Origin of the sequence: Aeromonas sp. SER (assembly GCF_038739615.1) — a bacterium.
GTDB classification, from domain to species: Bacteria; Pseudomonadota; Gammaproteobacteria; order Enterobacterales; family Aeromonadaceae; genus Aeromonas; species Aeromonas jandaei.
Map to the genome: position 1 here is coordinate 484395 of NZ_JBCGFC010000001.1, position 23852 is coordinate 508246.

19 protein-coding genes are annotated in these 23852 nt (G+C 60.5%); 8 read left to right on the forward strand and 11 right to left on the reverse strand.

What is annotated here, in order from left to right:
- Positions 1–843, reverse strand: a complete 843-nt coding sequence (locus tag AAHA41_RS02310) for a MoxR family ATPase (protein ID WP_323071053.1) — start codon at positions 841–843, stop codon at positions 1–3.
- A gap of 159 nt (positions 844–1002) precedes the next feature.
- Between AAHA41_RS02310 and cysK the strand changes: the two genes are divergently transcribed.
- The 4 genes from cysK (at position 1003) to crr (ending at position 4995) form a co-directional block, all read left to right on the forward strand.
- Positions 1003–1971, forward strand: coding sequence for a cysteine synthase A (gene cysK / locus AAHA41_RS02315; protein ID WP_005347490.1), 969 nt, complete (start codon positions 1003–1005; stop codon positions 1969–1971).
- Between the two features lie 442 nt (positions 1972–2413).
- The gene (locus AAHA41_RS02320; protein WP_005303128.1) at positions 2414–2671 is read left to right on the forward strand and encodes an HPr family phosphocarrier protein; all 258 of its coding nucleotides are present in this window, start codon (positions 2414–2416) and stop codon (positions 2669–2671) included.
- Between the two features lie 44 nt (positions 2672–2715).
- On the forward strand, positions 2716–4443 hold the full coding sequence (gene ptsI / locus AAHA41_RS02325; protein ID WP_033113318.1) for a phosphoenolpyruvate-protein phosphotransferase PtsI: 1728 nt from the start codon (positions 2716–2718) through the stop codon (positions 4441–4443).
- Positions 4444–4485: 42 nt separating this feature from the next.
- A complete protein-coding gene (gene crr / locus AAHA41_RS02330; protein ID WP_005303134.1) occupies positions 4486–4995 on the forward strand; it encodes a PTS glucose transporter subunit IIA in 510 nt (169 codons plus the stop codon).
- Between the two features lie 109 nt (positions 4996–5104).
- Here crr and AAHA41_RS02335 read toward each other — a convergent pair whose 3' ends face one another.
- The 3 genes from AAHA41_RS02335 to pykF form a co-directional block, all read right to left on the reverse strand.
- Positions 5105–6043 (reverse strand): sensor domain-containing diguanylate cyclase, encoded by a 939-nt coding sequence (locus AAHA41_RS02335; protein WP_323071054.1) that lies wholly within the window; start codon positions 6041–6043, stop codon positions 5105–5107.
- Positions 6044–6448: 405 nt separating this feature from the next.
- Entirely contained in the window at positions 6449–9784 is a 3336-nt protein-coding gene (gene mscK / locus AAHA41_RS02340) for a mechanosensitive channel MscK (RefSeq protein WP_323071164.1), read from the reverse strand.
- A 150-nt stretch (positions 9785–9934) separates the two neighbouring features.
- Complete coding sequence (gene pykF, locus AAHA41_RS02345) at positions 9935–11347, reverse strand: pyruvate kinase PykF (protein ID WP_042033075.1); 1413 nt, start codon at positions 11345–11347, stop codon at positions 9935–9937.
- Positions 11348–11655: 308 nt separating this feature from the next.
- Between pykF and AAHA41_RS02350 the strand changes: the two genes are divergently transcribed.
- Both AAHA41_RS02350 and AAHA41_RS02355 read left to right on the forward strand, forming a co-directional pair.
- A complete protein-coding gene (locus AAHA41_RS02350; RefSeq protein WP_323071163.1) occupies positions 11656–11901 on the forward strand; it encodes a hypothetical protein in 246 nt (81 codons plus the stop codon).
- Positions 11902–12122: 221 nt separating this feature from the next.
- Positions 12123–12887 carry a class III extradiol ring-cleavage dioxygenase gene (locus AAHA41_RS02355; protein ID WP_323071162.1) on the forward strand — a complete coding sequence of 255 codons (765 nt, stop codon included), beginning with the start codon at positions 12123–12125 and terminating at the stop codon, positions 12885–12887.
- A 65-nt stretch (positions 12888–12952) separates the two neighbouring features.
- Here AAHA41_RS02355 and AAHA41_RS02360 read toward each other — a convergent pair whose 3' ends face one another.
- The 3 genes from AAHA41_RS02360 to AAHA41_RS02370 form a co-directional block, all read right to left on the reverse strand.
- A complete protein-coding gene (locus tag AAHA41_RS02360) occupies positions 12953–16705 on the reverse strand; it encodes an AAA family ATPase (RefSeq protein WP_323071161.1) in 3753 nt (1250 codons plus the stop codon).
- Entirely contained in the window at positions 16702–17928 is a 1227-nt protein-coding gene (locus AAHA41_RS02365) for an exonuclease SbcCD subunit D C-terminal domain-containing protein (protein WP_323071160.1), read from the reverse strand. The genes AAHA41_RS02360 and AAHA41_RS02365 overlap by 4 nt, the downstream gene beginning before the upstream one ends.
- A 103-nt stretch (positions 17929–18031) precedes the next feature.
- The gene (locus AAHA41_RS02370) at positions 18032–18460 is read right to left on the reverse strand and encodes a GNAT family N-acetyltransferase (protein ID WP_041208255.1); all 429 of its coding nucleotides are present in this window, start codon (positions 18458–18460) and stop codon (positions 18032–18034) included.
- A 180-nt stretch (positions 18461–18640) separates the two neighbouring features.
- On the opposite strand from AAHA41_RS02370, the gene rdgC reads away from it, so the two are divergent.
- The gene (rdgC, locus tag AAHA41_RS02375; RefSeq protein WP_323071159.1) at positions 18641–19552 is read left to right on the forward strand and encodes a recombination-associated protein RdgC; all 912 of its coding nucleotides are present in this window, start codon (positions 18641–18643) and stop codon (positions 19550–19552) included.
- A 188-nt stretch (positions 19553–19740) separates the two neighbouring features.
- On the opposite strand, the gene AAHA41_RS02380 is transcribed toward rdgC, so the two are convergent.
- Both AAHA41_RS02380 and AAHA41_RS02385 read right to left on the reverse strand, forming a co-directional pair.
- Positions 19741–20211 (reverse strand): FKBP-type peptidyl-prolyl cis-trans isomerase, encoded by a 471-nt coding sequence (locus tag AAHA41_RS02380; protein ID WP_323071158.1) that lies wholly within the window; start codon positions 20209–20211, stop codon positions 19741–19743.
- A 172-nt stretch (positions 20212–20383) separates the two neighbouring features.
- Positions 20384–21532 (reverse strand): Na/Pi cotransporter family protein, encoded by a 1149-nt coding sequence (locus AAHA41_RS02385; RefSeq protein ID WP_201909875.1) that lies wholly within the window; start codon positions 21530–21532, stop codon positions 20384–20386.
- A 249-nt stretch (positions 21533–21781) separates the two neighbouring features.
- Here AAHA41_RS02385 and AAHA41_RS02390 point away from each other — a divergent pair, with 249 nt between their 5' ends.
- The gene (locus tag AAHA41_RS02390; RefSeq protein WP_236663802.1) at positions 21782–22156 is read left to right on the forward strand and encodes a hypothetical protein; all 375 of its coding nucleotides are present in this window, start codon (positions 21782–21784) and stop codon (positions 22154–22156) included.
- Between the two features lie 93 nt (positions 22157–22249).
- Here the strand turns inward: AAHA41_RS02390 and AAHA41_RS02395 are convergent, their stop codons facing one another.
- Positions 22250–23596: an APC family permease gene (locus AAHA41_RS02395; protein WP_041208258.1), complete on the reverse strand. Its 1347-nt coding sequence runs from the start codon at positions 23594–23596 to the stop codon at positions 22250–22252.
- The gene (locus AAHA41_RS02400; protein WP_167334751.1) at positions 23596–23736 is read right to left on the reverse strand and encodes a hypothetical protein; all 141 of its coding nucleotides are present in this window, start codon (positions 23734–23736) and stop codon (positions 23596–23598) included. Before AAHA41_RS02400 ends, AAHA41_RS02395 begins: the two co-directional genes overlap by 1 nt.
- Positions 23737–23852: the final 116 nt, after the last annotated feature.

The following is a 23852-nucleotide window of genomic DNA, read 5'->3' on the forward strand; positions in this document are numbered from 1 at the left end:
TTAGCTGCCGCGCCGGGCCAGAAAGGCGAGCTTCTCGAATAGATGCAGATCCTGCTCGGTCTTGAGCAGAGCGCCATATAGCGCGGGCACCAGCTTGCCGGGCTCGCGGGCGCGCATCGCCTCGGGGGCGATATTGTCGGCCAGGAGCAGGCGGATCCAGTCCAGCAGCTCCGAGGTGGAGGGCTTCTTGCGCAGCCCCTCTACCTCGCGCAGCTCGAAGAAGAGATCCATCGCCTCGCCAAGCAGGCTCTCCTTGAGGTCGGGGTAGTGGAGTTTGACGATGGCCTGCATCTCGGCCTTGTCGGGGAAGCGGATGTAGTGGAAGAAACAGCGGCGCAGGAAGGCATCCGGCAGCTCTTTTTCGTTGTTGGAGGTGATGATGACCACCGGCCGCTGGCGCGCCCTGACTCGCTCGCCGGTCTCATAGACGTCGAACTCCATCCGATCCAGCTCCAGCAGCAGATCATTGGGGAATTCGATGTCGGCCTTGTCGATCTCGTCGATCAGCAGCACAGGTCGCTGCTCGGCGCTGAAGGCCTGCCACAACTTGCCTTTACGAATGTAGTGGCTGATATCGGCCACTCTGGGGTCGCCGAGCTGGGAGTCCCGCAGCCGGGCTACCGCATCATATTCGTAGAGTCCCTGCTGGGCTTTGGTGGTGGACTTGATATGCCAGGCAATGAGATCGGTGCCGAGATGGTCGGCGACCGCTTCCGCCAGCACCGTCTTGCCGGTGCCTGGCTCCCCTTTGATCAGCAGCGGTTTTTCGAGGGTGATGGCGGCATTGACCGCCATCTTCAATGCATCGGAGGCGAGATACTGGCTGCTTCCTGAAAATCCCATAACGTCGGTTCCTTTGACGATTGGCTCCCGGAGTCAGGGGCCAGAGAGAATAAGCTCTATATGTTGTAATACCATATGGTTATAACGAATAGTCACTTCTCATTCAGAAACCACAGGGTAATCTTGTTTCATCGTCGTAACAAACACAGGGATAGCACCATGAGCAAAATTTTTGAGGACAATAGCCAGACTATCGGTCACACCCCGCTGGTTCGTCTCAACCGTGTTACCAAAGGCCGCGTGCTGGCCAAGATCGAGAGCCGCAACCCCAGCTTCAGCGTCAAGTGCCGTATCGGTGCCAACCTGATCTGGGATGCAGAGAAGCGCGGCATCCTGACCAAGGGTAAGGAGATCATCGAGCCCACCAGCGGCAACACGGGTATTGCTCTGGCCTTTGTTGCGGCTGCTCGTGGCTATCCCATCACCCTGACCATGCCGGCCACCATGAGTCTGGAGCGCCGCAAGCTGCTCAAGGCACTCGGTGCCAATCTGGTGCTGACCGAAGGGCCGCTTGGCATGAAGGGCGCCATTGCCAAGGCCAACGAGATCCTCGAGTCCGAGCCGGGCAAGTATGTGCTGTTGCAACAGTTTGAAAACCCGGCCAACCCGGAGATCCACGAAAAGACCACCGGCCCCGAGATTTGGGATGCCACTGACGGTGAGGTGGATGTGTTCGTGGCCGGGGTCGGTACCGGTGGCACCATTACCGGTGTCTCCCGCTACCTGAAAAAGACTCAGGGCAAGGCGGTGGTCTCTGTCGCCGTTGAGCCTGCCGAGTCGCCGGTCATCAGCCAGAAGCTGGCCGGTGAAGAGATCAAACCGGGCCCCCACAAGATCCAGGGGATTGGCGCCGGCTTTATTCCGGGCAACCTCGACCTCTCCCTGATTGACCGTGTCGAGCAGGTGACCAGTGATGAAGCTATCGAGATGGCTCGCCGCCTGATGGAGGAGGAGGGGATCCTGGCAGGTATCAGCTCCGGTGCTGCTGTGGTGGCTGCCAGCCGTCTGGCCGAGCTGCCGGAGTTTGAAGGAAAAACGATTGTCGTTATCCTGCCGAGCGCCGCGGAGCGCTACCTCTCCAGCGCCCTGTTTGCCGGCGTATTCAGCGAACAGGAATTGCAGCAGTAAACCACAAGATTGCACCGACCAGACGGCGCTCCCAGGAGCGCCGTTTTTTTATGGACTAGATTCTGCATCGCCCAGCGCCACTCGGGCCCTTATTTTTTGGGGTAAAATAACAAGCTCCGGAGCGAGAAAAAAAGCAGACATTCTGTGATAAATCTCATATCCTGTGCGGCGTCACGCGGTGTCTGATGGTCAGGTATCACAAAGTAACAAAGTGTTATTTTTCGTTATAAAATAATTTCAGGCCAGTCCTGATGCGGCTTGTAGCCCAATAACGGAAAAATCCCGACCAAGACACCGAAATACTGCACAGAAAATTGACCTGGATTAAACCATTGCGGGTCTGCTTTCGTTACTTTACAACATATCCATACTGACACGGTGGGTCAGGTTGTCTGAAAAGCGACCAGCTCACTAAAAAATATCAATAATATGGGGTGAAACCATGTACGAGAAGTCTGTTGTTATTACTGCTGAAAACGGCCTGCACACCCGTCCGGCAGCTCAGTTCGTGAAAGAAGCCAAAGAATTCCAAAGCGAGATCACTGTGGTCTCCGGTGGCAAATCCGCCAGCGCCAAGAGCCTGTTCAAGCTGCAGACTCTGGGTCTGACCAAAGGCACCAACGTGACCATCCAGGCCGACGGCCCGGACGCTCAGAAAGCCGTTGAGAAGCTGGTTGCCCTGATGGACGAGCTGGAGTAATCCAGCTTTATTCCTCCCCCACAGTCGTTTTAATAGGAAGGATTATGATATCTGGCATTCTTGCGTCCCCCGGTATCGCATTCGGTAAGGCGCTTCTTCTGAAAGAAGATGAAATCGTTATCAATCAGGGCAAGATCTCTGCTGACCAGATTGATGTCGAGATCAACCGCTTCCTCGAAGCCCGCACCAAGTCAGCTGCACAGCTGGAAGCCATCAAAGAGATGGCCGGTCGCACCTTCGGCGAAGAAAAAGAGGCCATCTTCGAAGGCCACATCATGTTGCTCGAAGATGAAGAGCTGGAAGGGGATATCAAATCCTTCATCAAAGATAACAAGGCTTCCGCCGACAAAGCCATCTACGAGGTGATCGAACAGTACGCCAAGATGATGGCCGAGCTGGACGACCCCTATCTGCGCGAGCGCGCAACCGACTTCCGTGACATCGGTACCCGTCTGGTCAAGAACGTACTGGGCATCGCCGTTGTCAACCTGAGCACCATCGACGAAGAGGTGATTCTGGTCGCCAAAGACCTGACCCCGTCCGAGACCGCTCAGATCAACTTGAAATATGTGCTGGGTTTCGTTACCGACATCGGTGGCCGTACTTCCCACACCTCCATCATGGCCCGCTCCCTGGAGCTGCCGGCCATCGTGGGCACCAACGACATCACCGATCGCGTCAAGAACGGTGAGATGATCCTGCTCGACGCCATCAACAACAAAGTTGTGATCAACCCGAGCGAAGCCGAGCTGACCCAGTTCAAAGAGACTCAGGCCCGTTATCAGGCTGAGAAAGACGAGCTGGCCAAGCTGAAAGATCTGCCTGCCATCACTCTGGATGGTCATCAGGTCGAAGTGTGCGCCAACATCGGTACCGTCAAGGATACCGAAGGTGCCATCCGCAATGGCGCCGAAGGCGTGGGTCTGTACCGTACCGAGTTCCTGTTCATGGACCGTGACGCGCTGCCGACCGAAGACGAGCAGTTCAAAGCCTACAAAGAAGTGGCCGAAGCGATGCCGGATCAGCCGATCATCGTGCGAACCATGGACATTGGCGGCGACAAAGAGCTGCCGTACATGAATTTCCCGAAAGAGATGAACCCCTTCCTGGGCTGGCGTGCCGTGCGTATTTTCTTCGACCGCGAAGACATCATGCACGCTCAGCTGCGGGCCATTCTGCGTGCGTCTGCCTTTGGCAAACTGCGCATCATGTTCCCGATGATCATCTCTGTCGAAGAGTTCCGTAGCCTGAAAGCTACCGTAGAGACGCTGAAAGCCGAACTGCGCGCTGAAGGCAAAGCCTTTGATGAATCCATCGAAGTGGGTATCATGATCGAGACCCCGGCTGCTGCCGTCATGGCTCATCATCTTGCCAAGGAAGTGGATTTCTTCAGTATCGGTACCAACGACCTGACCCAGTACACCCTGGCTGTCGACCGTGGTAACGAGATGATCTCCGCGATGTACAACCCGCTGTCACCCTCCGTCCTGACCCTGATCAAGATGGTTATCGATGCATCCCATGCCGAAGGCAAGTGGACCGGTATGTGTGGTGAACTGGCTGGTGACGAGCGTGCCACCCTGCTGCTGCTGGGTATGGGTCTGGATGAGTTCTCCATGAGCGCCATCTCTGTACCGCGTATCAAGAAGCTTATCCGCAACACCAACTTCGAAGATGTGAAGGCAATGGCTGATCAAGCACTGAGCTTTGCCACCGCTGCTGAAATCGAAGCATGCGTAGATAACTTTATTAAGCAGAAGGCAGTCTGCTAAGATCGGCTGCAAACAGCGAAAAATCATCTCTAGGAGCTTTATATGGGTCTGTTCGACAAACTGAAGAAACTGGTTTCCGACGATAGCTCTGACACCGGTGGCATCGAAATCTTTGCTCCGCTGTCTGGCGAAATCGTGCCGATCGAAGATGTGCCTGATGTGGTCTTCGCCGAGAAAATCGTTGGTGACGGTATCGCCATCAAGCCGGCTGGCAACAAGATGGTTGCTCCGTGCGACGGCACCATCGGCAAGATTTTCGAGACCAACCACGCGTTCTCTCTGGAATCTGACTCCGGCATCGAGCTGTTCGTTCACTTCGGTATCGACACCGTTGAACTGAAAGGCGAAGGCTTCAAGCGTATCGCTCAGGAAGGCCAGCAGGTCAAGCGCGGCGACACCATCATCGAGTTCGATCTGGCCGTTCTGGAAGCGAAAGCCAAATCTACCCTGACTCCGGTGGTCATCTCCAACATGGACGAGATCAAAGAGCTGGTGAAGATGACTGGTGCCGTGACTGTGGGCGAGACCCCGGTGATCCGCATCAAGAAATAAGCCGTGACAGGCCAAGCGCCTGTTACTGCAACAAAAAACCGAAGCCTTGTGCTTCGGTTTTTTTATGGCTGCGATCCGGCCCAGAACCTGTTTCCTCTCCTCTCCTCTCTTACTCTTTCGCAACCACCACCCGGTTACGCCCCTGCTCCTTGGCGAGATAAAGCGCCCGATCCGCCATCATCAGCAGGTAGTCGATGCTCTGATCGCCCCGGGTAGCGGCGCAGCCAAGGCTGATGGTGAGAGTGATAGTCTGTCCCTGCCATGGCATGGTCAGCTCGCTGACCTGCTGGCGCAGCCGTTCGGCCCGGCAGGCGGCCTGCTCCAGCGTGTGATCCGGCAAGATCAGCAGAAACTCCTCGCCGCCCCAGCGGGCCAGGCACTCCCCCGGTTGCAGCAGTTCTGTCATGGTTTCGGCAACGGCGCAGAGCGCCGCATCCCCCGCAGGGTGACCGTAACGGTCGTTGATCTGCTTGAAGTGGTCGATATCGCCCAGCACCAGGGCAAAGGCATCACCCTGCATCCGGTGGGATTGCAGCTGCTGCTCGGCACCACGGCGGTTGCACAGTTCGGTGAGGGGGTCGGTACAGGAGAGGCGGCTCACCTCTTCCACCATGCACTGCAGGTCGTGAATGTCGCGGAAGGTGACGATATGGCCATCCGGGATGGCATCGGCCCCCAGCTGGGCCGTCACCACGAACCAGCGGTGCTGGCCATTCTTGCAGCGGATCAGGGCGGGCATCTCCGCCACTTCTCGCCCCTCTTGCAAAGAGCGCTCTACCTCGGTGTGCCAGGCCTGAATGATCGCACTGCGGTAGGTTGCATCCGGATAGGCGAGGCGAAACCAGCTGGCCATATCGGGCAGATCGGCCAGGTCATACCCGAGCTGTTCGCGAAAGGCGCGGTTGAGAAAGCGATGGCGACGCACAGGGATGCTGTCACCGGTATCGGGCAGTCCCTCGCGGCGCGCCACCGATTCTGACACCAGAATGGGGAGCGGTATCACGTCAAAGGAGCGAAACAGGATCTGCTGCAGTTCTCTCTCTTCCATCGTCACGTGGTGCTCCCTGATCCTTTTGTCACTTTCTCTAACATAGGTTAGCCAGCGCAGGTGGTAAATGGATTTCTGGGGCGCGGCGGGGGCGGGCTATCGCCTCATCTGAAAGCAGGGGAAAAGCGGGCTGGAGCAGCATGTTGCACCGTTTCGGAGGGGGCTGCTGGGTGTCTGCCGATGTCATCAGAGCGGCTTGCGGCAATGATTCAACGCGTTTAGCGGCTTATTTTATAAACAATTTTATTTATAAAATAACGGTATTCTGGCGCCAGAGAGGGCAACACTTGCCGGGTGGCCATCTCCCCGGGACTTGCCGAGCCTTCTCCGATCCGCTGACCGATCATGTGAACGCAATAAAAAAGCCGCTCACACAGGTGAGCGGCTTTGCTGGTTTCTCTTCCCTTAAGCGGGCTGCTTGCCCTCTTCGGCAGGAGGTGGCGGCAGGGCGCCGGAGTTGGATTCGACCTTCTGCTCCTCCCCCTGCATGTTCTTGATGTAGACATCCATCTGGTTGAAGGCGATCTCGATGCCGTTCTCGCGGAACAGCTGGTCGATCTTGCGGTTCAACTCGTCCACCGCCGGGTTGCGATCCCCCAGCTCGCTCACGAAGAAGCGCAGCTCGTGATCCAGGGTGCTGGCACCGAAGGTGAGGAAGTAGACGATGGGCGCCGGGTCTTTCAGCACGCGGCTGTTCTCGTCCGCCGCCTGTTTGAGCAGGGTGCGGGTCAGCTCCAGATCGGAACCGTAGGCCACGCCTACCCGCACGATGACCCGGGTGACGGTGTCACTCAGCGACCAGTTGATCAGACGCTCGGTCATCAGCTGCTGGTTGGGGATGATCACTTCCTTGCGGTCGAAGTCGGTCAGGGTGGTGGCACGAATGCGGATCCGCGAGACGGTACCCGAGAAGGAGCCGATGGTGACGGTGTCACCGATCCGCACCGGACGCTCGAACAGGATGATGATGCCGGAGACGAAGTTGGAGAGGATCTCCTTCATACCAAAACCGATACCGACTGACAGACCACCCGCTACCCACTGCAGCTTGTCCCACTGCACGCCCATCATGGAGAGGGCGGTGAGGGAGCCGAAGCCAATCAGTACGTAGTTGAGCATGGTGGTGATAGCGTAGGCCGTCCCCTGAGCCAGATTGAGCTTGGAGAGCACCAGCACCTCCAGCAAGCCCGGCAGGTTGCGCGCCAGCGACCAGGCGCCGCCGAGCATCAGGAGGCCGATCAGCACGTCACTCAGACTGATGGGGAAGAGCACGGCATTGGCACCGGTGCCTTCAGTGCGGTGCCACAGCACCATGCTGTCGAGGTAGGAGAATACCGCGACCAGATCGGACCAGAGCCAGTAGAAGGCGACGCCGAAGATCATCAGCAGTACGGTGCGCGTCAGACGCAGGGACTGCTGGCTGACATCCTCCAGATCCATCGGTTGCTCTTCGATGGACTCGCCACCTTCCGCATCTTCCGAAGATTTGTGCTCACGTTTGGCCACTGCGCGGCGGTAGGCCAGACGACGGGCCGCCAGCTCCAGCCCGCGCAGGGCGGTGCGGTAGACCAGACTCCAGATGATCAGCAGATAGAAGGATTCGATCAGGCGACCGGTCAGCTTCAGCGCGGTGTAGTAGTAGCCGAGTACTGCCAGCACAATCAGCGCCACCGGAGCCAGGGCCAGCGCAATGGCGGTCATGGTCTGGGCCATGCTCGCCTCGCCCTTGATGCGGGCGCGGGAGATGGGGAACACCAGATAGGCGGCCAGCGCCAGCAGGATCAGGGTGAGAGCCTGACCGATCACGTCGTTGCCCAGGGAGGAGGGTTCTACCACCGCCTTGGTCGACAGCATGATAAGGGGCAGCAGCGGCAACCAGAGGTAGCGCATGCTGTTGCGCTTGGCCTGCAGCTCGGCGCGCGGGATGCGGAAGTGGGATTCACCGAGTCCGCCCGGGCGCATCACCGCCATGAAGATGCTGAAAACCAGATAGCTGAGTGCCAGGTTCAGAGTGATCTGGAAAATGAGCTTGGGGCTCAGCAGACCACAGTAGGTGAGCAGCAGGCCGCCCGCCAGAATGAACAGGCTGCCCGGCAGGCGCTGCAACAGGGTAAAGAAGAGTGCGCGCGGGGTGTGCCACTGGCTGTCCTGACGGAAGCGGCCCAGATCCTTGGCAATCTTTTTCTGGCGTTCGGCCAGGGCCGGACGCTTCCACATCAGCAGGCCGCCGATCAGCAGCAGCGGGAAGGCGAGCAGGGAGATCCCCAGCAGCTCTTGGCGCCACTGGCTCCAGTCCGGTTTCAGCACCCAGTCGGAGGCCTGTTTGTAGGCCTGGGCGGGCCAGCTGATAAACCACTTGAAGTCGATCGATTTGTTGCTGCTTACCCAGAAGATGTGCTGTTGCAGGGTAAATTCGATAGAGGCATAGACCCGCGCCAGCTGCTGCTGGGTCAGCTGCAGGCTGATGGCGTTGGTGAGCTGACTGTCGAGCTGGCGGTTGAGCTGATCGAGCAGGTTGATGCGGGTATCGATGAGCTTGGCAAGGCTCTCCTTGTCTTCATCGCTGACCGGCTCTTTGCTGCTCGCGATCAGGTTGTCCAGATAGAGGTTCTTCTGGAACAGCTGGTCACGCTGCTGACTCAGCTCGAACTGGGCCAGATGCAGATCGGCGATCTGCTCTTCCAGGTTTTTCACGGCGATGGTGGGCGCCGCTTCCAGCTGTTGATAGAGCTGATAGAGGATGCGTGACAGCAGCAGATTGCCCTTGAGCATCTGCACCTGCTCGTTGAGGTTGCGCTCGGTCTGGGTGCCGCGCTCCAGCCAGCTCTTGGCCTGCAGGTTTTTCTGGACCAGCGAGTTGAGGTTGGTGGTGGCGCTGATCAGTTGCTGGCTGAGCTGGTGGTTGAGAACCTGCTCTTTTTGTACCAGCGGGCTGTCTTCGGTCGCTACCAGCTCACCGGTCTGTTCGGCGGTCTTCTCTGTGTCGCCGAGGCGTTTGGCGCTGCTCTGCTCCTGCAGCAGTTGCAGCTTCTGCTCTTCACTGGTGAGGCGGGCGTTCTGGTAGTCGCGCTGTTTGACCGCCAGATCCTGCATGCTGGTACGGTTGTCCAGATCCTTTTGCAACTGGGAAAGTTGCAGGTCGAGCAGTGCCAGCTCGGTGTTGAGCTTCATCTTCTCGGCGCTGCTGACGCTCTCGCCGGCATTAAGGCGGCTGCGGATCTCCTGACTGCGCTGATAGGCGCGGCTCATGCTGCTCTGGGCGCGCTCCGGCAGGGTCTGCAGGTTGGTGAGCTGGCTGCCGATGGCGCCGAGCGCCTCCTGGGCGGCCTGCATGTTGGCCAGCACATCGGGCTGGCGGTTGTCGAGCTCGGCCAGACTCATGCTGGCGTATTCGCTCTTGATCTGCTCCGGGCTTTTGCCCTGGGTCAGATCGTTGAGCTTGGCGCTGATGTCGCGCAGCTCACCCGGCAGATTGCGAATGCGCTGGGCTTGCGCCTTGGCTTTCGCCTCCTCCTTGTCGATGCTGTCGAGCAGGGTGAGGGTGTCGGTCAGAAACTTCTGGTCGGCCTGCTGGCTGACGGTCAGGGTCTCGGATTTGCCCAGATTGTCCAGCGCCCGCTGGACGGAAGCGCGGGATGGAACATCCTGCGCCATGGCTTGCGGGGCACCGCAGAGGCTGACGAGTAGGCAGAGCAGCGGCAACAGGATGGCCGATGCTCTCTTGAAGGGTGTTGATTGCATATAACTTCCGGGTTATTGCGCGGTGATCGGGAGATTTCCCACATAGATTAAATCCGCGGGGATTCTAACACCGGCATCCGTTGGTAAGCAGGGGGGAGGGATAAAAAAAACGGCGCCCGCAGGCGCCGTTTTCAGCTTGTTCAGTTCCGATTAAAGAACGTGAACAGAAGCGGTGTTGGTGGTGCCGCTCGGTACCAGAGCACCGGATACCATCACAACCACGTCACCTTTCTGGCCCATGCCGATTTCCAGCGCGGCTTCTTTACCGATGCGATAGAAATCGTCGGTAGAGGCGATGCTGTCAACCACGTGAGCAACCACACCCTTGGTCAGAACCAGCTGGGCAGCGGTCTTCTTGTTGGTGGTGATCGCCAGGATCCAGGCTTTCGGGAAGTACTTGCGGATAGCCTTGGCAGACTTGCCGCCTTCGGTGGCAACCACGATCAGCGGGGCGTCCAGCTTCTCGGAGGTCTCTACCGCGCCTTTACATACGGCTTCGGTGATGCGCAGCTTGTTGCTGTCGTTAGAAGCAGACAGGTTGGACGGCATCACGGCATCGGTACGCTCGCAGATGGTGGCCATGATGGTCACGGCTTCCAGCGGGTACTTACCCTTGGCGGACTCACCGGACAGCATGACTGCATCGGTACCGTCCAGGATGGCGTTGGCCACGTCGCCGGCTTCGGCGCGGGTCGGACGCGGGTTCTTGATCATGGAGTCCAGCATCTGGGTGGCAGTGATAACCACTTTGCGGGCTTTGTTGCACTTGGCGATGATCATCTTCTGGGCGAAGATAACCTCTTCAACCGGGATCTCTACACCCATGTCGCCACGAGCAACCATGATGCCGTCGGAAACAGCCAGGATCTCGTCGAAGTTGTCCAGACCTTCCTGGTTTTCGATCTTGGAGATGATCTGGATGTTCTCGCCACCGTGGGCTTTCAGGTGCTCACGGATTTCCAGTACGTCTTCTTTCTTGCGGATGAAGGAAGCAGCAACGAAATCAACGCTCTGCTCGCAACCGAAGATCAGGTCGCGCTTGTCTTTCTCGGCCAGGGCCGGCAGCTTGATGGAGACGCCCGGCAGGTTGACGCCCTTGTTCTCGCCCAGATCGCCGTTGTTCAGTACTTTACAAACAACTTCGCGCTCGGTGATTTCGATGACGTCCAGACCGATCAGGCCGTCGTCAACCAGGATGCGGTTGCCGACGCGCAGGTCGTTGGCGAAACCTGCATAGGTCACGGCCACTTTGTCTTTGTTGCCAACCACGGTCTGGTCAGTGGTGAAGGTGAAGGTCTGGCCAGCAACCAGTGCTACGTCATTGCCACCTTCCAGCTTCATGGTACGGATTTCCGGACCCTTGGTATCCAGCAGGATAGCTGCGCGCTTGCCGGTCTCGGCCATCACTTCGCGCAGGTTGCGGATACGGGTGCCGTGCTCTTCGTAATCACCGTGAGAGAAGTTCAGGCGCATGACGTTCATGCCGGCGTCCAGCATTTTTGCCAGCATTTCTTTGGATTCGGTCTTGGGACCGATGGTGCAGACGATTTTGGTCTTTTTCATGTCAGTCTTCATGGTTAAGGAGTTTCCGCCGAGCAATATACACCAGTTTTTGGATTCTTTTTATGATCCAGAAACAACGTTTTGACCAGATAACGTTTTCTTTTCAGGGATAACGTTTTCCTGTTGGTCACTTTTTAGAGCATGCATCCACTGGTCTGAGCTGATTGACGACAAATGTTGCCATCTGTGTCTTATTGGCGGAGAGAAGGTTCAGATGTTGTAAAATGACCACCTGCTCACTGTCACCGTCTTGTCACCAGCTTGCGCAAAGATGTTAGCCCATTGGCGCGCTTGTGAAGGGGAAAGAGATGGAAAACAGCCCATGGGGTGGCCCGGTACTGCTTTTGCTGGCGGGGGCACTGCTGCTGGCCCATGCCATGCCTGACGCCAGCTGGCCGGGCAATCACCACTGGCGATCAGCTTTTACCGGCAACCACTCGGCCGAAGGAGCTGCACCGGTCTCGGCAGAGGTGGCCGCAGAGCGATTGCTGTTGCAGGAGTGGCTGGCGCAGGGGGCGGCGACCCGCATAGCCCTTTCCGGCGAGGGTCATTGAACGGTCATCAGGTTGCGGGGGCAACCGCAAAGCGGGCTAACCAGACGGGTTGCCCTCTTTTGATGACAATGGTGGGGCTGGCTATCTTATTATCAAAAATAGGTTGATAGTGCTTATCCATTTAGCCTGATTGTTAACCTGTTTAGGCGGGCGGATAATGAATTCAGCGGCGTTGCCTTCTGGCAAAAATCGCCATCCAAACCCTTGCTGGAGTCACTGTTATGTCCCTCGCCCCTGTCTGGTTTATCTCTCACGGCGCACCGGATCTGGTGTTGCGTGATCAACCTGCCACCCGTTTTCTGAGCACCCTGCGGCTGGGGGATCTCAAGGGATTGGTGGTCATCTCCGCTCACTGGTTCAGTCGCGAGCTGCAGATCAACGTCGAGCCCAAACCGGCGCTGATGTACGACTTCTATGGCTTCCCCGAGCCGCTCTACCGGATGCGCTGGCCAGCCAGCAGCCCTGAATGGCTACAGCAGGCGGTGGGCGATCAGCTGACGCTGGCGGGGCTGGCAACTACCCCGGTGCGGCGCGAACTGGACCACGGGGTCTGGTCACCGCTCTCCCTGATCGACCCGGACAGCGAGATCCCGCTGGTGCAGATCTCCATCCCCGCCAGCTTCACCCCGAGCCAGCTCTGGCAGCTGGGGGAGGCACTTGCCGCATTGCGCAGTCAGGGGATTGGTATCCTCGCCTCCGGCGCCATCACCCATAACCTGCGGGCCTTGGGGCCCGAGGGGTCGCCAGTGCCGCGCTGGGCCAGCCAGTTTGTCGACTGGCTGGAAGGGGCGATGGCGGCAGGGGAGCGGGAGGCGCTGCTCGACTATCGTCGGTTGGCCCCCGGAGCGGTGGAGTCCCATCCCCATGACGATCACCTGCGCCCGCTCTTTGTGGCGCTGGGGGCCGCACAGGGCAAGGCACCGACCCTGCTGCACGAGAGCTGGGATGGCGGCAGCCTCTACATGGGGGCTTACCGCTTCGATTAACGAGCGCTGTGCAAGCAAGAGCCCGCCAATTGGCGGGCTCTTGTCGTTTTGGGGATTGGCTATGGTCAGGGGACGATTACCCGACTCTCGCCGCCACCGAGGGCTTCAACCCTGACTTGGACGCCAATCCGCTCCACCAGGGTCTGGACGTGGGAGATAACCCCGATCTGGCGGCCGGCGGCCTGCAGGGAGTCGAGGCTGGCGAGCGCCAGATCCAGGCTGTCCGGATCGAGCGTGCCGAACCCCTCGTCGATAAACAGCGACTCTACCTGGGTCTGCCGTGACGAGAGGCTGGAGAGGGCCAGCGCCAGCGCCAGCGACACCAGAAAGCTCTCGCCGCCGGAGAGGGAGTCCACCGAGCGCACCTCGTCCCCCATGTCGAGATCCACCACCTGCAGCGCCAGATCGGTGCCGGGCACCCGCTCCAGCCGGTAGCGGGGCGATAGCTCGGCGAGCTGGGCGTTGGCCTCCAGCAACAGGCGTTCGAGGGTGAGGCTCTGGGCAAAGGTGCGGAACTTGGCGCCGTTGGCCTGCCCGATCAGATCGCACAGCTGCTGCCAGTGATCGGCCACCGCCTGCTGGGCGGCCAGCTCCTGTTGCAGGCTGCCCGCCTTGAGGGCGGCCGCTTCGGCTTGCGCCAGCGTGCTCTTGCACTCGAACAGTTGCTCTTCAAGGGCGCGACAGCGGGCATCGAGCGCCACCAACTGATCGCTCAGCTCTGCATCCGGCAGGGCAGCCAGCTCGGGGTGATGTTCGCGATAGCGCTCCCGCTTGCTCTCCTCCAGCGCCAGCGCCCGCTGCCGCTCGGCAAGGCGGGTGCGCGCCTCGCCAACCGCATCCTCCAGCCCTTGCAGAGCGGCGCGGCGCGCCTTGAGTTCATCGGGGCTGATGGCCAGCAGGCGGCGCAGGTCATATTCGGCGATGCCGAGGGTACTGGCGTGGGCAGCCCAGCGGCCCAGCACCTCCCGTTTGCGGCGGCTGCTCACCTGTTTCTCCTGCTCCACATGGGTGAGACGGGTCTTGAGCTCGGTCTGCCGCTCGCGCAGGGCGCGGGCGCTCTGTTGCATCGCCTCCAGTTCGCTGGCGAGCTGCTGCAGTCGTTGCTGCCAGCGGTTCTCGACCAGTGCGATCTCCTCGCCACCCAGACAGGCGGCGCGGCTGGTCAGCAGTCCCTGCCGCTGCTGCTCGTGCTCCTTGTAGTCCCGCTCCAGCTTGTGCAGCAGTTCGCGTTGGGTCTGCAGACGTGCTTCCTGCGCGCTCAGGGCCGGGGTGAGGCTGGCGATCTCGCTGGCCAGCCGCTCCCACTCGCTCTGGCCGTGCAGCCAGGCCTCGCAGGCCCGCTGCCACTCGCGCCACTGCTGGCTGCCGAGCCACTGGCGCCAGGGTTGGCCAGCCATCTGTTCATCGAGACGGTTGCCCCCCTGTTCGAGGCGCTGGTGCAGGGTCGCTTCCTGCTCGCCCATTGCTTTCACTTCCCCTTCCAGCGCGATGCGATGACGGTCGGCCTCCTGCCACTGCTGCTCGAACTGCTGGTGCTGGGCGCCCAGCTGGCTCAGCTGCTGACGCACTCCCTGCAACTGCTGCTGGCCTAGCTGGGCCTGACGCAGCAACTGCTGGCTCTGGGCCAGCCCCTGCTCCAGCGTCTGGCCATGGCCGAGCAGGGTGCTCATCAGCTCGTTCCACTCGATGGGGCTCTGGCGCAGCGGCAGCGGATGGCCCAGCAGGGTATCGCCTCCCAGCTGCAGCCAGCGCTGGGTCAGCTGCTCGGCGCGCGCTTCCAGATCCGGCAGGTGCTGCTGGCGCACTGCCAGCTGGCGAGCCAGCTCCTGACGCTCGCTCTCGCACTGAATGTATTGGTGGTTGAGCCGTTCCCACTCCAGTTCGAGGCTGCGGGCCCGCTCCGCCAGTTGACCGAGAATACCCGCCACCTGCGGCTGGCTCTGGCTGTAGGGATGCTCCTCGGCGCCACAGAGCGGGCAGGGGGTGCCATCGCTCAGGATATGGCGATACTGCTCGAACGTGGCCACCGCTCGGGACTGCTCCAGCGCGTGGCGCGCCTCGTCCCGCTGCAGGGCGAGCCGCTCGCGGGCTGGCGCCAGCTCGTCGCCAAGGGTGGCGAGTTTGCCGAGCGCTTGCTCCAGCTGGGCAATCTCCTGTTGCAAGCGGCCATGCTGCTCGCCGTGGTTGCGGCCATAGTCGGCCAGCTCCAGCAGCTGGCGCAGCTGGCCCAGCTGTTCGGTCTGTTGCTGCCACTGCTCCTGCGCTTTGGCGAGGCGGCTCTCCCACTGCTGCTCCTGCAGCTCGTTCTGTTGCTGCTGCAGCCGCTCTTGCTCGCGTTGCCAGTAGTCGCGCTCCTGCTGGCCCTGTTCCAGCTGGCGTTGCAGCTGCTGCAGGGCGCGCAGCTTGTGATCGCGCAGGGTGAGCAGTTGCTGCAGCTTGTCGGCATCCCCGGCCCAATCCTGCATGGCGGTGAGCAGGGGCTGCCACTGGCGGGCGACCGGTGCCAGCTCCTTGTTCTCTTCCAGCCAGAGGCTCCACTGCTGGTGCTGGCGCCTGAGCTGTTCCACCTGCTGACTCTGTTCGCGCCACCCCTGCTCGAGGGTGAGCTGTACTTCCCGCTCCTGAGTCCCCTCCTGCTGGATCTTCTGCAACTGCTGCTGCTTTTCCCGAATGCGGGTGTCCAGCTCCTGTGCCCGCTTGAGTTCGGGTTGCAGGGCTCCCCATTCGCGCTCGGCGGCGATCTTCTCTGCCAGCAGCTGCTGTTCGGTGAGGGCGCTCTGCTGGGTCTGCTCCTCAAGTTTGGCAAGTTCCGGCCCCAGCTCGGCGATCACCTTCTCCTGCTGCTGCACCTCAAGAGTGAGGCGGGTCAGCTCGTCGTGATCGGCGCGGGCCACCTGCGCTTGCTCGGCGCGGGCGAACTCCTCGCGCTCGGGCGCGGCGGTGCCGTGGGCCTGCATGGCCGCCTCCAGCGCGGCTTCCCCCTCGCTGCAACCTTGCTGCTGGGTGGCGATGCGGCTGTTGAGGTCACGCAGATCCTGCATCAGCTGCTGCTGTTGCTGCTCATGCTTGAGAGTGGTGGCGAGGCTCACCTGCCGGCTTACCCACTGCTCGCGGGTCGCCTCGTCCATCAGCGCCACGTCGCCGAGGCGTTGAGTGATGGCGGCCAGCTTCTGCTGCTCCTCCCGCGCCCGTTCATAGGTCTGGATGGAGATGGCGGAGTAGAGCTCGGTGCCGGTCATCCGTTCGAGCAGGGCGGAGCGCTCGTTGGCATCCGACTTGAGGAAGGCGGCAAACTCCCCCTGTGGCAGGATTACCGCACGGCGGAACTGCTCCCAGGAGAGGCCCACCAGCTCGTCGATGCGATCTTGCAGCTCCCGCTTGCTGCCAGAGAAAACCTGACCCGACTCGACATCGGTCAGGGTGCGCTCCTGTGCCTGAAAACGCCCCTCGGCGCGGTTGCGTGCACGGCGCACCGCCCAGCGGGCCAGCCAGATGCGGCCATCGCAGCCACGAAATTGCACCTCGGCAACGCCGCTGGCGTGGCCGCGGCTGAGAATGCCGCGCACGTCGTTGGCCTTGAGCTTCTCCTCGTCATCCATGCGGCCCACTTCGGCCACGTTCTTGCGATTGGCGATAAAGCGCGGCATCTCGTCGTAGAGGGCGAGACAAATGGCGTCGAGCAGTGTGCTCTTGCCGGCGCCGGTATTGCCGGTGATGGCAAACAATCCTGCGGCACCGAGTGCCCCGCGGGTAAAGTCGATGGTGAAGGCACCGGTCAGACTGGCCAGATTCTCACCTGACAGAGACAAGATTTTCATTGGTTAGACTCCTTCACCTGCTCCAGGATCTCTTCAAACGAGGCGACCAGTTGTGCCTCGGGCTCCCCCTCGAACTGGCGCTGATAGCAGAGGCGAAACACCTCGGTGGGGGAGAGCTCATCCAGTCTGCGCCGCTCGCGACCATCGGCCAGTCCTTCACCCGAACCCTGATACTGGGTACTGATGCGGGCCAGCCGCACCGGTTTGTCGGCGATGGCCGCCAGAATCCGCTCGCGGATGCGCGCCTCGGGCTTGGGCAGCAGGAGCCTGACTTCGAGGAAGGGCTGTGCTTCTTGTGGACAAGGGGGGAGCGTCAGTGCCTCGATGGCTTCGAGTGCCTCGTCGAGAGGGCACTGGGGCAGACGGATCATCTCCACTGCGCGGGGCACCGGGATCCGCTCCAGCCCGGCCAGCTTGCCCTCTGCAAAGGTCACTTCCAGCACCTGATGGTTGTAGTTGGCTTCGGCAAGCGATAGCGGCAGCGGTGAGCCGCTGTAGTGCACCCCCTCGGCCGGGCTCTGGGCCAGATGGAGGTGACCGAGCGCCGTGTAGTCGGCACTGGCAAAGAGTTCGGCAGGCAGGGCGTGCTGGTTGCCGCCGAGCACCCGCCGCTCTGAAAGCTCGGAGAGCTGGCCCGCCGCCAGATAGGCGTGGCCCATGGCGATGAGCGGCAGATCCTCCCCGCAGCGAGCTCGCCCTTCGGCCAGCACCTCGGCGTAGATCTGGCGTACCCCTTCGATCAGCCTGTCCTGCCCCTCTGCCAACTGTTCCACCCGCAGATCGCTGCTGCGCAGGAACGGCACGGCGGCGCACCAGGCGGCGATGTTGCCCTCCCGGTCTTGCAGCGGTACCAGCAGACGGTCGGTCTCGAGCTTGCCCTCACTGTCGCGGCTGATGCTGCCTACCAGATGCAGATCAAAGGCCCGCAGCAGCTCGTGGGGGGCATCCAGCTTGGAGGGGGAGTCGTGGTTGCCGCCGATCAGCACCATGTTGAGGCGGGGCAGCTCGGCGCGCAGCCGCGCCAGAAAGCGGTAGAGCTGTTGCCAGGCGCTGGCGGGGGGATTGGCGGTATCGAACAGATCGCCCGCCACCAGCAGGGCGTCGATCTCGCGCGCCTTGAGGGTGTCGGTCAGCCAGTCGAGGAAGGCATCGTGTTCAAAACGGCGGTCGTGACCATGGAGTTGATGGCCAAGATGCCAGTCGGCGGTATGGAGGATTTTCATGAGAAAGCAACCCGGATCCTGGGATGGTGCCGGTGGCACCCGATGGTGACAAGATGAGGATGCCCCGTGCTTTTTTCAAGTAAAACAGGGGGCTGCCGTCAGTTCATGCGGGTTCGCAGCACATCTTGTACTGGGGGTGGCCGGTAAGGGGATCGGACTCCTCTGCCTCTATGACAAAGCCGTGGCGGCGGTAGAAGCGCACCGCCTGAGAGTTTTCCACGAAGACTCTGGCGTGGAGCGACGCACCCTGACGCTTGGCCTCCTGCAAGAGGGCGTGGCCGACCCCGCGTCCCTGTCGGTCGGGGCGCACAAAGAGGGCGGCGAGGTAGTTGTCTACCAGCGCCATAAATCCGAGCAGGTCGCCGCGCTCCTCGAACACCCAGATATGGGCGTGATCGAGGTAGCGGGTGCGCAGATCCTCCTGAGCCTGCCACCAGCAGGAGGCATCGACGAAATCGTGGGCCTGCAGGGAGGCCAGCAACCAGATTTCGACGATCTCGTCCATGTCTTCGGGGCGACTGGGCCGCAACATATCTTCATCCTTGTTAACAACTTCACCTTCGCAGTCTAGGGGAACTTGATGACACTTCCGGTAACCGGGATGGCACCCTGTGAAGTCGATCGCCCTTTATTTAGCAAGAATGATTGGCTGATCACAAAGCGCCTCTCTAGTACAATGCCCGCCGGACAATCTATCGAGACCGAGGACGCCATGTGGTTTAAAAACCTGCAGATTTATCGCTTTACCCGCCCCTTCGACCTGACCGTTGAGCAGCTGGAAACCCAGCTGGAGGCCTGTGCCTTCACCCCTTGCGGCAGTCAGGACATCTCCCGTTTCGGGTGGGTCAAGCCCCTTGGCAAATTCGGCTCAACCCTGACCCACTCTGCCTCCGGCCATATCCTCATCTGCGCCCGCAAAGAGGAGAAGATGCTGCCCGGTACCGTGGTCAAGGAGATGCTGGCGGAGAAGGTAGAGGCGATCGAGTTCGAGCAGGGGCGAGCCCTCAAGAAGAAAGAGAAGGAAGCGCTGAAAGAGGAGATCCTCCACACCCTGCTGCCGCGCGCCTTCAGCCGTACCAGCCAGACCTTCGCCTGGATCAACCCGGCCGACAACCTGATGGTAGTGGATGCGGGCTCTGCCAAGAAGGCGGATGACCTGCTGGCACTGCTGCGCAAATCCATCGGTTCCCTGCCGGTAGTGCCGGTGGCCCTCAAGAACCCGCCCGAGATCACCATGACCGAGTGGCTGAACGAGAGCAATCTGCCTGCCTCCTTCACCCTGGAAGATGAAGCCGAGCTGCGCAGTGCCATGGAGCACGGTGGCATCATCCGCTGCAAGCAGCAGGATCTGATGACGGATGAAATCAAGAACCACCTGGCCAACGACAAGCTGGTGACCAAGCTGGCCCTCAACTGGGGCGAGACCGTCAGCTTCGTGCTGGGGGATGATCTCTCCATCAAGCGCCTGAAGTTCAGTGAAGAGCTGCGCGAGCAGAATGACGACGTGACCAGCGAAGATCCGGCCGCCCGTCTGGATGCCGACTTCGCGCTGGTGACCGCCGAGCTCTCCCAGTTCATTCCGGCGCTGTTTGCCGCCCTGGGTGGCGAAGAGCAGTCCATCTAAGTTGGCTGACTCTGCCTGATTGCAAAAAACCGCCCGAGGGCGGTTTTTTTTATGGGCGCTGATGGCCAGAGGCAATCCCGAACAGAGAGGGCCGACTGATGGTCGGCCCTATCCGAGCGGCGGTTGACTGGATACCCGGCAGCTCCACGTCGAAGAGCAGCTCGGGCGTGGGATTTCGCCACAGGGGATTATTTGATACCCAACAGCTCCACATCAAAGATCAGCACGGATCCCGGCGGAATTTTGCCGGCAGCGCGGTCACCGTAGGCGAGGTTGGCCGGGATATAGAAGCGGGTCTTCTCCCCTTCCACCATCAGCTGAACCCCTTCAGTCCACCCCTTGATCACCTGATTGAGGCCAAACTCGATGGGCTCGCCACGGGCAACCGAGCTGTCAAAGACGGTACCGTCCAGCAGCTTGCCCTCGTAGTGCACCTTCACCTTGCTGGTGGCAGTCGGGTGAATGGTGCCGGAGCCCGGAGTCAGCACTTCGTACTGCAGGCCGGAGGCAGTGGTTGTCACCAGCGGTTTCTCCTTGTTGCTGGCGAGGAACTCGGCCCCCTTGCGAACATTATCTTCGGCCAGCTTCTTGTTATTGCTGCTGGAGTAGAAGTAGTAGGCGACACCGGCAACCAGCAGCGCGATCAGTATGAATTTCATCGGTTTTCCTATTCCAAGAAAGACAAAGAGTGCAATGAGGGGCCATCTTATCGCGCACCGCCCCTCATGGCGAGCCACAGGGGGGGAGGATGTGAGCGGGCAGGCAAAGCAGGGTGGCGCAGACGTAAAAAGGGGCGAGTCGGTGACTCGCCCCTTGTTATGGCGGCAGCGCTTACTTGGCCACGACCATCATCAGGGCGGGCAGGGCGAAGAAGAGACCCGCCACATAGCCAAGCGCCAGCAGCTTGTTCTCGCTGCCAATCCGGGCCAGCCCTTCGGCGGCGCGCACCGGCAGGTCACGCAGGAACGGCAGGCCATAAATCAGCGCCACGGCGAAGACGTTGAACAGCACGTGGACCAGCGCAATGGTCAGGGCCAGCTGGGCACCGGCTCCGCTGATGGCGGTGGCAGCCAGCAGAGCGGTGATGGTGGTACCGATATTGGCGCCCAGAGTGAAGGGGTAGAGCTGGCGAGTGCTGAACACGCCGCCGCCGGCCAGCGGGATCATCAGGCTGGTGGTGGTGGAGGAGGATTGCACCATGATGGTCACCAGCGCACCGGAGGTGATGCCGCTCAGCGGGCCACGGCCCAGCGCCTTGTGCAGTACCTCTTTGGCACGGCCAACCAGCACCTTCTGCAGCACTTTGCCCAGATAAGTGACGCTGGCCAGGATCAGCAGGATACCGATGATGATGGTGGCGATGGCGGCACCCTTGCCCGGCAGGAAGGCGACGGCGCTGTCGATCAGCTGCTGGGCCGGTGCGGTCAGCGGCTTCATGAAATCCATCCCCTTCATCGACATGTTGGCAGAGCCCACCAGCATGTTGGCCAGCCATTCTGCGCTATGTTGCAGCAGACCGAACATCAGCTCCAGCGGCAGGAAGATGACCACGGCCATCAGGTTGAAGAAGTCGTGTACGGTGGCGGCGGCGAAGGCGCGGCGGAACTCAGTACGGTCGCGGACATGGCCCAGCGAAACGATGGTGTTGGTGATGGTAGTGCCGAGGTTGGCACCCATGACCATGGGGATGGCCATGCCGATGGGCAGGCCGCCGGCAACCAGACCGACGATCACCGAGGTCACAGTGCTGGAGGATTGCACCAGCGCGGTCGCCAGGATGCCGAGCAGCAGGGCGACGAAGGGGTTGTTGGCAAACGCGAAGATCTGGGCTGCGCCCTCGGCGCCGCCGGAGAAACCTTTGAAACCGTGGGAGACTGCGCCGACGGCTACCAGGATCAGGTAAACCAGGGCGATGACACTCATCCAGTTGAACAGGGCGCGGGTCGCTGACTGCTGCTGTTGGGAGTCACTCTGTTGCATAAAGCCTCTTGGGACGGCCGTGCCGTCTTGGGTTGTTGATGACCCGCGCATTTAATCAGTGGTTAATGACAGAAATATGACAACGTGACATTTCGATGATGTTTTTATGACGACGAGCTGCGGCGACAAGCGCTGACCGAGCCGGTTGGCTCTGGGGTGATAAAAGGGGGAGCGAAGGCACTGCCGCCTTACCAGCCGGGACGTGATCGCTACACTGCGCCCCTTTATTGGCAAGCAGGAGTAAACAAGATGATGCGTGCATGGATCCTCTCTCTGTCGCTGGGGCTGCTCTCGGCAGGGGCACAGGCCAGCCTGTTGAAAACAGATTGCAACCTCGACAAGGCCCTCAAAAGCGAAGCGGTGAATGCCACTCTGGGTGTCAAGGGCAACTGTGATACCAGCAAGCTGGTGAAGCAGGAGAAAGAGAAGGTGAAAGCCGAGGTGCAAAAAGGCCGCACCGACCTGCTGGGCGAGAAACGCGCCGACCTCAAGGAGAGCGGTAACGGCATGCAGCAGAAGATGGACAAGGCAAACCAGCAGCTGCACAAGGCGGAGCAGGATGCCAAGACCATCGCTCGCGATCCGCTCAAGGCTGCGGCGACCGCCGTGCTGGATAAGCAGTAAGCAGACCGGGCCCAAGCCCGTGTGACCGGCAACAGACCGGCAGCAAAAAGGGGAGCCATGGCTCCCCTTTTGTTATGCGCTATCCGCAGGCGATCAGGCGTCGGCAGCCTCTTCGTACTGACGGAACGGGATACGGAACACCGCCAGACGCAGGAACAGATAGGTTACGCCGAGGCCAGCCCAGATCAGGCCAAGCTCGAGGGAGCTCTGCTCCAGGTTGATCCAGAGGGCGCCGATGGTGGCGGCACCGAGCAGCGGCATCAGCAGATAGACGATGTGATCCTTGAGGGTCTTGTTGCGCTTCTCGCGCACCCAGAACTGACCGATCACCGACAGGTTGACGAAGCTGAATGCCACCAGCGCACCGAAGTTGACCAGCGCCAGCGCGGTATCCAGATCAAACGACACTGCGGAGAGGGCCAGCGCACCGACCATCAGTACGTTGATGGCCGGAGTGCGGTATTTCGGGTGGATATAGCCAAACACCCGCTCCGGGATCATGTGGTCACGACCCATCACGTAGAGGATGCGCGACACACCGGCGTGAGCCGCCATGCCGGAGGCCAGCACCGCGACCGTGGTGCAGACCAGCACTACCGACTGGAAGAAGGTGCCGCCGACGTAGAGGGCGATCTCCGGCAGTACCGCATCCGGATGCTGGAAGCGGGAGAGGCTCGGGAAGTAGAGCTGCAGGCAGTAGGAGACCACCACGAAGATGATGCCGCCGATAAGGGCCGTCAGCACGATCGCCTTGGGGATCACCTTGCCGGCGTTCGGGGTCTCTTCGGAGAGAGAGCTCAGCCCGTCAAAGCCCAGGAACGAGAAGCAGAGGATGGTTGCACCGGTGAAGAGCGGTACCAGCTGTGCTGACTCGAAGTGGAACGGACGGCTGCTCATCAGGGTGCCGGCGCCTTCACCGTGGTAGATGCCCCATGCCATCAGACCGATGAAGATGGTGATGATGGCCAGCTGGATCACCACGATGAGGCCATTGAAGTTGGCCACCAGGTTGATGCCGCGCAGGTTGAGGAAGGTCATCACGGTCACCAGACCGAAGATGAACACCCAGGGCTCGACCCCCGGGAACATGGCGGTCAGGTAGATCTTGGCCAGCAGGATGTTGATCATCGGCATGAACATGTAGTCGAGCAGGGAGGACCAGCCGACCATGAAACCGATGTAGGGGTTGAATACTTTCTGGGCGTAGGTATAGGCAGAGCCCGCAGAGGGGAACTTGCGCACCAGATGGCCGTAGCTGAAGGCGGTCAGCAGGATGCCGCCGAGGGCCAGCAGATAGGCAGTGGCGACCCGGCCTTCGGTGATGTCACCGACGATGGCGAAGGTATCGAATACAGCCATGGGGGTCAGGTAGGCCAAACCCATGACGATCACTTGGGTCAGGGTCAGGGTTTTGAGCAGCTTGGCGCCTTGAGATGCCATTACGCTTTCTCCTCAATCAGTGCCGCAGCACGTGCTTGCAACGAGTACAGGATCGCGGTGGATTCGCAGGCCTGCAGATCAAAGGCGCCGGGGAGGCGCAAACCGGTATTAGCCGGCAGGAAAGCATTGAAACGCCCCATGTTTTTCCTCATTAACGTCGGGAGATTGTTGGCAATCTCGGGTATCACTTCCGGAACGTTTCCGGCCTCTTGTGGTGGGTTTGCACTGCTCTTCAAAATACAAAAACCGATGTCGC

What these genes read in the sequence shown, in the direction of transcription:
- AAHA41_RS02310 (WP_323071053.1), bottom strand. Translation starts at nt 843, where the DNA reads ATGGGATTTTCAGGAAGCAGCCAGTATCTCGCCTCCGATGCATTGAAG.
- cysK (WP_005347490.1), top strand. Translation starts at nt 1,003, where the DNA reads ATGAGCAAAATTTTTGAGGACAATAGCCAGACTATCGGTCACACCCCG.
- AAHA41_RS02320 (WP_005303128.1), top strand. Translation starts at nt 2,414, where the DNA reads ATGTACGAGAAGTCTGTTGTTATTACTGCTGAAAACGGCCTGCACACC.
- ptsI (WP_033113318.1), top strand. Translation starts at nt 2,716, where the DNA reads ATGATATCTGGCATTCTTGCGTCCCCCGGTATCGCATTCGGTAAGGCG.
- crr (WP_005303134.1), top strand. Translation starts at nt 4,486, where the DNA reads ATGGGTCTGTTCGACAAACTGAAGAAACTGGTTTCCGACGATAGCTCT.
- AAHA41_RS02335 (WP_323071054.1), bottom strand. Translation starts at nt 6,043, where the DNA reads ATGGAAGAGAGAGAACTGCAGCAGATCCTGTTTCGCTCCTTTGACGTG.
- mscK (WP_323071164.1), bottom strand. Translation starts at nt 9,784, where the DNA reads ATGCAATCAACACCCTTCAAGAGAGCATCGGCCATCCTGTTGCCGCTG.
- pykF (WP_042033075.1), bottom strand. Translation starts at nt 11,347, where the DNA reads ATGAAAAAGACCAAAATCGTCTGCACCATCGGTCCCAAGACCGAATCC.
- AAHA41_RS02350 (WP_323071163.1), top strand. Translation starts at nt 11,656, where the DNA reads ATGGAAAACAGCCCATGGGGTGGCCCGGTACTGCTTTTGCTGGCGGGG.
- AAHA41_RS02355 (WP_323071162.1), top strand. Translation starts at nt 12,123, where the DNA reads ATGTCCCTCGCCCCTGTCTGGTTTATCTCTCACGGCGCACCGGATCTG.
- AAHA41_RS02360 (WP_323071161.1), bottom strand. Translation starts at nt 16,705, where the DNA reads ATGAAAATCTTGTCTCTGTCAGGTGAGAATCTGGCCAGTCTGACCGGT.
- AAHA41_RS02365 (WP_323071160.1), bottom strand. Translation starts at nt 17,928, where the DNA reads ATGAAAATCCTCCATACCGCCGACTGGCATCTTGGCCATCAACTCCAT.
- AAHA41_RS02370 (WP_041208255.1), bottom strand. Translation starts at nt 18,460, where the DNA reads ATGTTGCGGCCCAGTCGCCCCGAAGACATGGACGAGATCGTCGAAATC.
- rdgC (WP_323071159.1), top strand. Translation starts at nt 18,641, where the DNA reads ATGTGGTTTAAAAACCTGCAGATTTATCGCTTTACCCGCCCCTTCGAC.
- AAHA41_RS02380 (WP_323071158.1), bottom strand. Translation starts at nt 20,211, where the DNA reads ATGAAATTCATACTGATCGCGCTGCTGGTTGCCGGTGTCGCCTACTAC.
- AAHA41_RS02385 (WP_201909875.1), bottom strand. Translation starts at nt 21,532, where the DNA reads ATGCAACAGAGTGACTCCCAACAGCAGCAGTCAGCGACCCGCGCCCTG.
- AAHA41_RS02390 (WP_236663802.1), top strand. Translation starts at nt 21,782, where the DNA reads ATGATGCGTGCATGGATCCTCTCTCTGTCGCTGGGGCTGCTCTCGGCA.
- AAHA41_RS02395 (WP_041208258.1), bottom strand. Translation starts at nt 23,596, where the DNA reads ATGGCATCTCAAGGCGCCAAGCTGCTCAAAACCCTGACCCTGACCCAA.
- AAHA41_RS02400 (WP_167334751.1), bottom strand. Translation starts at nt 23,736, where the DNA reads ATGGGGCGTTTCAATGCTTTCCTGCCGGCTAATACCGGTTTGCGCCTC.